Consider the following 6,840-nt stretch of genomic DNA (forward strand, 5'->3'; position numbering starts at 1 on the left):
CAGCGTGCCATTGAGGCGGTAGGCGCCGACCGCGTGATACTTCCAGCGCACCGGATCGTGCAGGGTGTGCACCCGGGCGTTGCGCCAGTGGCGGTCGAGGTTGAATTCGGCGAGGGTCGCGCGGCTGCCGGCCAGCTCGAGCAGCTTTTCGCTGGCCAGCAATGAAATCTCGGTGGTCAGCACTTTGGCTTCGGCCACGGCAATCGAGGCGCGGGCGGCGGACTCGACGGTGAAGGGTGCGGCGCTGACGTCATCGAGCACTTGCCCGGCCTTGCGCAGCAGCGCTTCGGCGGCGTGCAGTTCGATTTTCAACTTGCCGATATCGGCGATCACGTACAGGTCATCGCTGGCCCGCTCGACCTTGGCGTCGATCCACGGCCGGGCGCGGGTTTTCACGAAGTCGATGGCGTCGTCGATGGCGCCTCGGGCGATACCGGCGTCGATGGCCGCTTGAATCAGTTGCGAGACGGCACCCTGGATGTTCGGCGTGTCGTTGATCCGCCAGTTATCCACCACCCATTCAGGATCGGCCTGCACGTTGTTGAGCAAAATCGTGCCGCTGGCGGTGGTGCGCTGACCAAAGCCGGACCAGTCATCGACGATGCGCAATCCCGGTGTGCCGCGCCGGACGAACGCCAACACTTGTTTGCCATCGTCGTTCAGCGCTTTGACCGCGACCCAATGGGCGAACAGTGCGCCAGTGGAATAGAACTTCTGGCCATTGAGGACGCCGTCTGCGGTGATGCGTGCCTTCAGTTCCAGGGTATTTTTGGTGCCGCGTTCCGGCCCGGCATTGCCGATGCGCCAGCCATCCAGGACGCTTTTGAACAGTTGTTTTTTCTGCGCTTCGGTGGCGCTGCCGAGCACCAGGTTGAGAATGCCGAACTGGTTTTGCGGGATCTGCCCAAGCGCCGGGTCCGCCGCGGAAATGATCGCGAAGACCTCGGCCAGGGTGACGAACGAAACCTGCGGGCCGCCGTACTCGCGGGGGATGGAAATACTGCCCAGGCCGCTGCGAGTGAACTGTTCTATTTCAGACCACGGGAGCTTGCGCTGCCGGTCACGTTTGGCTGCTTGCAGGCGGGCGACTTGCGCCAGTTCGTGGGCCGCGTTGATGGCTTGAGCATCGTTGCGCAGGACTTTTGCGGGCAACAACAGCGGGGCGATGTCCAGATCACTCTGGACGTTTGCATCTGCCAGACTGGACATCAGTGCCGCTCCTTGGCTGCACGCAATGCCCTGGCGATCTGCACTGGGGTGATTGTGTTCCGGACCATACCTACCTCACATCTTATGGAAGCGCCGCTTGTGGCAGCGCATGAAATCAAGGATGTCCGGTGGTCCGGTTTATATACCCTAAACGTGTATAAATATTTTATGAACTAACTTTTAGGAATATAGATAGAAGGATGATTCCACCGCAGAGGCCTTTTCATCGTCTACGGGGTTCGGCAGCCTTGAGGGGTTGTTTCTTCGGGACTTTCAGATAGGTATTTGCACATCCGATTTTCAGCGTACGGGCCGGCGCCCAGCGGGAGTTGTTGCCCACCCGGTCGAGAATGCAATACGTCACTTCCAGCCGCAGGTCTTCGCCAGCTTCGAGGATGATGGCCGGCGGTATCCAGACCTGAATCGGCTGACCCACATCGGCGCACTTGAGCCGTGGCAGGTCCATGCGCACATCGCCCCAGCGCAGGGTGATTTCGTCGTCCACGGCCATGTTCAGGTACGGCTCGATGGTCAAGGGAACACCGCGTTTGACCTGGCTCGGGTTGACCCCCTGACGGCGAATCGCCTCGGGAATGCTCACCGGTGCCAGGCACTGGTTTTCATCGCCGCACAGCGCGGAAGGTTGGCCGCCCGGACAGTCGAGTTTGACCTGCACGTTTCGGCTGGCCGAAATCACCGCATCTCGACCTACCTGCATGACCCGGTAGTGAAGGCGCGAGGTACCGTTGGCGACAAAGCTTTCAGGCACCCGCAGTTGTACCGTTTGGCCGACATCGCAGGCTGTCAGCACGCGGGAGGCCACGTAGCAGTTGTCCCAGAACAGTTCGATCAGGTCGCCTTCGTCCATGGCGGGGTAAGGCGCCACATCGATCAGCAGGTGCGCCGCGCAAGTGACGTTGATACCGGTCTTGTTGGTTTGCGCCAGGGTCGGGGCCACAAGCCCGGATTTGTTCGAGGTGCTTTTCATGAAGTCTCCTTGAAGTCTTGCAACGAAGTCCGTTTCTGGGAAATCAAAAACTAAGTATCGAACAGCAAAACCATTCATTACTTTTAATTGAAATAATGAGTTTGGCGGGAAGAGTGACGTTGGTCGAAGACTAGATAAGAGTCAGGGGGGAGAGGTGTCAATGAGATTTATTAGTTATGAGTGAAGTGTGCTGTTATTCAGAAAGTTCCTACGGTGCCTAGTAAGTAAACCATGCCGGTGTGTCGAACTTTTCCGCTGAAAGTGGCTAAAACTGGGAGGCTTGGTGTGCGTGGTTGACCGAGTGCTGCGAAAGGAACCAGATTGGGAGAAAGGGATTAATTGTAGTGGTGCATATATATGTACCGCGCATGCGTACAAAATATGTATGTCGAATGGATGGGGTTAGTTTGGTATTGGTAAAGTATTTTTTGCGATGGTGTCACTTCCGTCCATGGAAGATGGCCATTGTTGAGCAGGGTTGTTAGTTATGGCTGTTGTTCAGGAACTTGCTTAGGAATTGTTTTGTCCGCTCTTCTTTCGGGTTAGCAAACAACGCCTTCGCTTCGCCTTGCTCGACGATCACACCCTTGTCGAAAAACACCACACGGTTGGCCACGTCCCGGGCAAAGCCCATTTCATGGGTAACGATCACCATGGTGCGCTTCTCTTCGGCCAGGCCGCGGATGGTCGCCAACACCTCGCCCACCAACTCCGGGTCGAGGGCCGAGGTCGGCTCATCGAACAAGATCACTTCCGGCTCCATCGCCAGCGCCCGGGCAATCGCCACGCGCTGTTGCTGGCCACCGGAGAGGCGACGCGGGTAGGCGTCCTCCTTGCCCGCCAGACCGACCTTGGCCAACAGTTTTTTACCCAGGGCCACGGCGTCGTCGCGCGGTGTCTTCTTGACCACGATCGGGCCTTCGATGACGTTTTCCAGGGCGGTGCGGTGAGGGAACAGGTTGAAGTTCTGGAACACAAAACCTACGTGCTGGCGCAAACGCCGCACCAGGCTCTGTTGCTGGTTCAGGGGGCGGCTGGTATCGACTTCGATATCGCCGACCTTGATCCGGCCACTGGTGGGTTCTTCCAGAAAATTCAAGCAGCGCAGGAAGGTGGTCTTGCCCGAACCGCTGGGGCCGATAATCGCGACCACCTCGCCTTCCTTGACCTCAAGATCGATGCCGTTGAGCACGACTTGACCCTTGAACTGCTTTGTCAGTTTTTCCACGACAATCATCGGGTCAGGACTCCTGGTCGTGCCGATTGACCCGCGCTTCCAACTGGTTCTGCAGGTGCGAAAGCACCGTGGCCAGGACCCAGTAGATCAGTGCGGCGGCAAGATACATGGTGAAGATTTCGAAGGTGCGAGCGGTGATCAACTGCGCCTGACGGAACAGTTCCGGCACCTGGATGGTAGCGGCCAGCGCGGTGTCCTTGACCAGCGAAATGAAGCTGTTGCCCAGTGGCGGCAATGCGGTGCGCATCGCCTGCGGCAGGATGGCCCGGCGCAGGGTCTGCGCGCGGGTCATGCCGATACTGGCAGCCGCTTCCCACTGGCCGCGTTCGATGGAGCTGATCGCGGCACGCAGGATTTCACAGGCGTAGGCGGCCATGTTCAGCGAGAAGCCGATCAGGGCCGCCGGCAGCGGATCCAGTTCCAGACCCAATTGCGGCAAGCCGTAATAGATCACGAACAGTTGCACCAGCAACGGCGTGCCGCGAAAGAACGACACGTAGATGCGGGCGATCCAGCTCACCAGTTTGAAGCGCGACAGGCGCATCAGCGCCAGACCGAAGCCCATCACCAGGCCGAAGAACATCCCGCCCAGGCTGAGGATGACCGTGTAATACGCGCCCTTGAGCAGAAAGGGCGCGGAGTCCAGTGCGAGTTGGAAAGCTTCTCCCATTATTGAGTGACGTCAGCGTTGAAGTATTTTTCCGAGAGCTTTTTCAGGGTGCCATCGGCGCGCAGCTTATCGATTGCCTTGTTCACCGCGGCCAGCAGTTCAGGCTCGCCTTTGCGCAGGGCAATGCCGGCTTCCTGACGGGAGAACGCATCACCGGCAGCGGTGGTGTCCTTGGCCTTCTTGGCGTATTCCAGCGCGGCCAGGCGGTCGATCAGAATGGCGTCGATACGGCCGACACGCAGGTCCTGGAACTTGGTCGGATCATCTTCGTAGGTGCGGATGTCAGCGGTCGGCACATTGGCCTTGACCCACTCTTCGTAGTTGGTGCCCAGGCCTACACCGACTTTCTTGCCAGACAGGTCGGCGGCGGACTTGATGTTCAGCTCGGCGGCCTTTTTCGTCAGCACCAGCGCCTGAATCCCGGAAACGGTGTAGGGCTCGGAGAAGTCATACTTCTTCTTGCGCTCTTCGGAGATGGTCACCTGGTTGATGACTGCGTCCAGGCGCTTGGATTCCAGGGCCGCGAGGATGCCGTCCCATTTGGTGGGTTGCAGCTTGACCTTCACGCCCAGCTCTTTGGCCAGGGCTTCAGAGAACTCGACTTCGAAGCCGGTCAGTTTGCCGTCGGCGTCGACGAAACTGAACGGTGGGTAGGTGCCTTCCAGGCCGACGTTGATCACGCCTTTGTCCTTGATTTGTTGCAACTGCTCACCGGCAACCGCCTGGCCAATCAGGCCGGCGCTCAGTGCCAGGCCCAGCGAACCCACCAGCAGATTGCGACGTAGTGCGGAAAAATTCATGACAAGCCCCTGTGTTTTCTTATGGAAGACGCTTTTGTGAAAATTTGGCGAAATCGGGAATTAAGCGACAGCGCTATCCTGCCTTAAAGCAGCGTATGCGTCTCTCGGGAAAATCGCCTGTAGCGTGACTATATGATGGCGTTTTTAGATTGGAAAATAATAATTAATCTTCTGGTTATTCCACTTTGGAATAGTTTGCGTTTTTACTGTAGGAGCGTGCTTGCACGCGATGGACGTCAACGATAACGCTGGCAACCTGACACCCCGCGGTGCCCTGTCGTCCATCGCGAGCAAGCTCGCTCCTACAGGAAATCCTTGTAGGCAAACAGTGCCGGTGCCCCGCCGGTGTGCAGGAAGATAATCGGCCCCTCGTCGAAACGCTGACGCCCGATCCCGTCCAGCAAACCCGCCATGGCCTTGCCAGTGTAGACCGGGTCCAGCAGCAAGCCTTCCTGACTCGCCAGCAGCTTCACCGCCGCCAGTGTGCCGGCATTCGGCTCGCCATAACGGGGGGCGAAATACTCATCCCACAACTCGACTTTGAAAGCGTCCGGCAGGCTGACGCCCAGCAACTCGGCGGTGCGTTCGGCCAAGCCTTGAACCTTTGGCCGCTGATCTTCATCGCTGCGCGAAACCGTCACACCGATTACTGGCAGATCCGGCAATGCTTCACTCAAAGCCAGTGCCAGGCCGCTGTGGGTACCGGCGCTGCCCGAAGCCAGGACCACGGCGGCGAACTTCAGGCCGGTGTCCTTGATCTGTTCGGCCAGTTCCAGCCCGGCGCGCACGTAGCCCAGTGCGCCCAGCGCATTGGAGCCACCGATCGGCACCAGGTACGGCTTCTTGCCGTTGCTGCGCAGTCGGTTGGCCAGGGCTTGCAGTTGCTCGTCTGCGTTGTCGAGGTTTTCCACCAGTTCGACCTTGGCATCGAACAGGTCGAGCAGCAGCCGGTTGCCGTTGCCGGTGTAATTGCTGTCGTCAGTGCCGAGAGGATTTTCCAGAAGGGCTACGCAGCCCAGACCCAACTTGGCGGCAATGGCGGCTGTCTGGCGTACGTGGTTCGATTGCAGCGCGCCCGCCGTGATCAAGGTGTCGGCACCCTGGGCCAAGGCATCGGCGGCCAGGTATTCAAGTTTGCGCAGCTTGTTGCCGCCCATTGCCAGCGGCGTCAGGTCATCGCGCTTGACGTACACATCGCGGCCCAGCCAGGTCGACAGGCGTTCGAGCTTTTCCAGGGCGGTGGGCTGACCGAGCAGGTCGAGGCGGTTAAAGCGGGCGAGCTGTTGTTTGATCATGAGTCCGTACTGGCGGTTGAAGATCTCAGGACTATAGGCACGCCAAAAAGCCGAGGCAACCGCCAATCGCTTATAGCCAATCGAACTGAGCACAGCACTATTGGTTCTTAATTTGCCTCGCGACCCTTGCCGTAAAGTAATCGCCGTCAGTGCGGTCAGACAGTCCGGCCGCCCGTGAGGAGTTTTTACCGTGAGTGAGCGTTCCAGCCATTGGCAACTGCAAACCATCGTCAGCCAGCTGCGCACGGCACGTGAACAGTGGCGTGCACAAAACGGCCGGGCCACCGGCGAGCAGGGCGGTCGCGAATTGCCTTCCCGCGCAGCCATGGCAGACATTCTCGAAGCCCTGTGCGGTGCGTTGTTCCCGATGCGCCTGGGGCCGGTTGACCTGCGCGAAGAGAGCGAAGACTTCTACGTCGGTCACACGCTCGATGTGGCGCTGAATGCGCTGCTGGCCCAGGCGCGCCTCGAATTGCGTTATGCCGCTCGCCACAGTGCCCAGGCCGAGACGGAAGTCGAAGCCAAAACCATTCAGATCATCCAGGACTTCGCCCTTGCTTTGCCTGGGTTGCGCAGCCTGCTGGACACCGATGTGTTGGCCGCTTATCACGGCGACCCGGCGGCCCGTAGTGTCGATGAAG

The 6,840-nt window shown here is 59.1% G+C and carries 6 protein-coding genes and 1 pseudogene; 1 reads left to right on the forward strand and 6 read right to left on the reverse strand.

Translation table 11 applies throughout. From position 1 onward, the window contains the following. The 6 genes from BSF44_RS28865 to BSF44_RS28890 form a co-directional block, all read right to left on the reverse strand. The coding region (locus tag BSF44_RS28865) for an SfnB family sulfur acquisition oxidoreductase (RefSeq protein WP_095946395.1) at positions 1-1,209 on the reverse strand (1,209 nt) is incomplete at its 3' end. A gap of 223 nt (positions 1,210-1,432) precedes the next feature. Continuing rightward, entirely contained in the window at positions 1,433-2,197 is a 765-nt protein-coding gene (locus tag BSF44_RS28870) for a hypothetical protein (RefSeq protein ID WP_095946396.1), read from the reverse strand. 481 nt (positions 2,198-2,678) lie between these two features. Continuing rightward, a complete protein-coding gene (tcyN, locus tag BSF44_RS28875) occupies positions 2,679-3,434 on the reverse strand; it encodes an L-cystine ABC transporter ATP-binding protein TcyN (RefSeq protein ID WP_095946397.1) in 756 nt (251 codons plus the stop codon). Positions 3,435-3,438: 4 nt separating this feature from the next. Next, entirely contained in the window at positions 3,439-4,104 is a 666-nt protein-coding gene (tcyL, locus tag BSF44_RS28880) for a cystine ABC transporter permease (RefSeq protein ID WP_046040764.1), read from the reverse strand. After that, positions 4,104-4,904, reverse strand: a complete 801-nt coding sequence (gene tcyJ / locus BSF44_RS28885; protein ID WP_056726933.1) for a cystine ABC transporter substrate-binding protein — start codon at positions 4,902-4,904, stop codon at positions 4,104-4,106. The genes tcyL and tcyJ overlap by 1 nt, the downstream gene beginning before the upstream one ends. 302 nt (positions 4,905-5,206) lie before the next feature. Beyond that, on the reverse strand, positions 5,207-6,199 hold the full coding sequence (locus BSF44_RS28890; protein WP_095946398.1) for a D-cysteine desulfhydrase: 993 nt from the start codon (positions 6,197-6,199) through the stop codon (positions 5,207-5,209). Between the two features lie 190 nt (positions 6,200-6,389). Between BSF44_RS28890 and BSF44_RS28895 the strand changes: the two are divergent. Beyond that, positions 6,390-6,840 (forward strand): annotated as a pseudogene (locus BSF44_RS28895) (serine acetyltransferase); the annotation flags it as partial.

It is taken from the genome of Pseudomonas sp. ACN8 (assembly GCF_002303925.1).
Taxonomy (GTDB): domain Bacteria; phylum Pseudomonadota; class Gammaproteobacteria; order Pseudomonadales; family Pseudomonadaceae; genus Aquipseudomonas.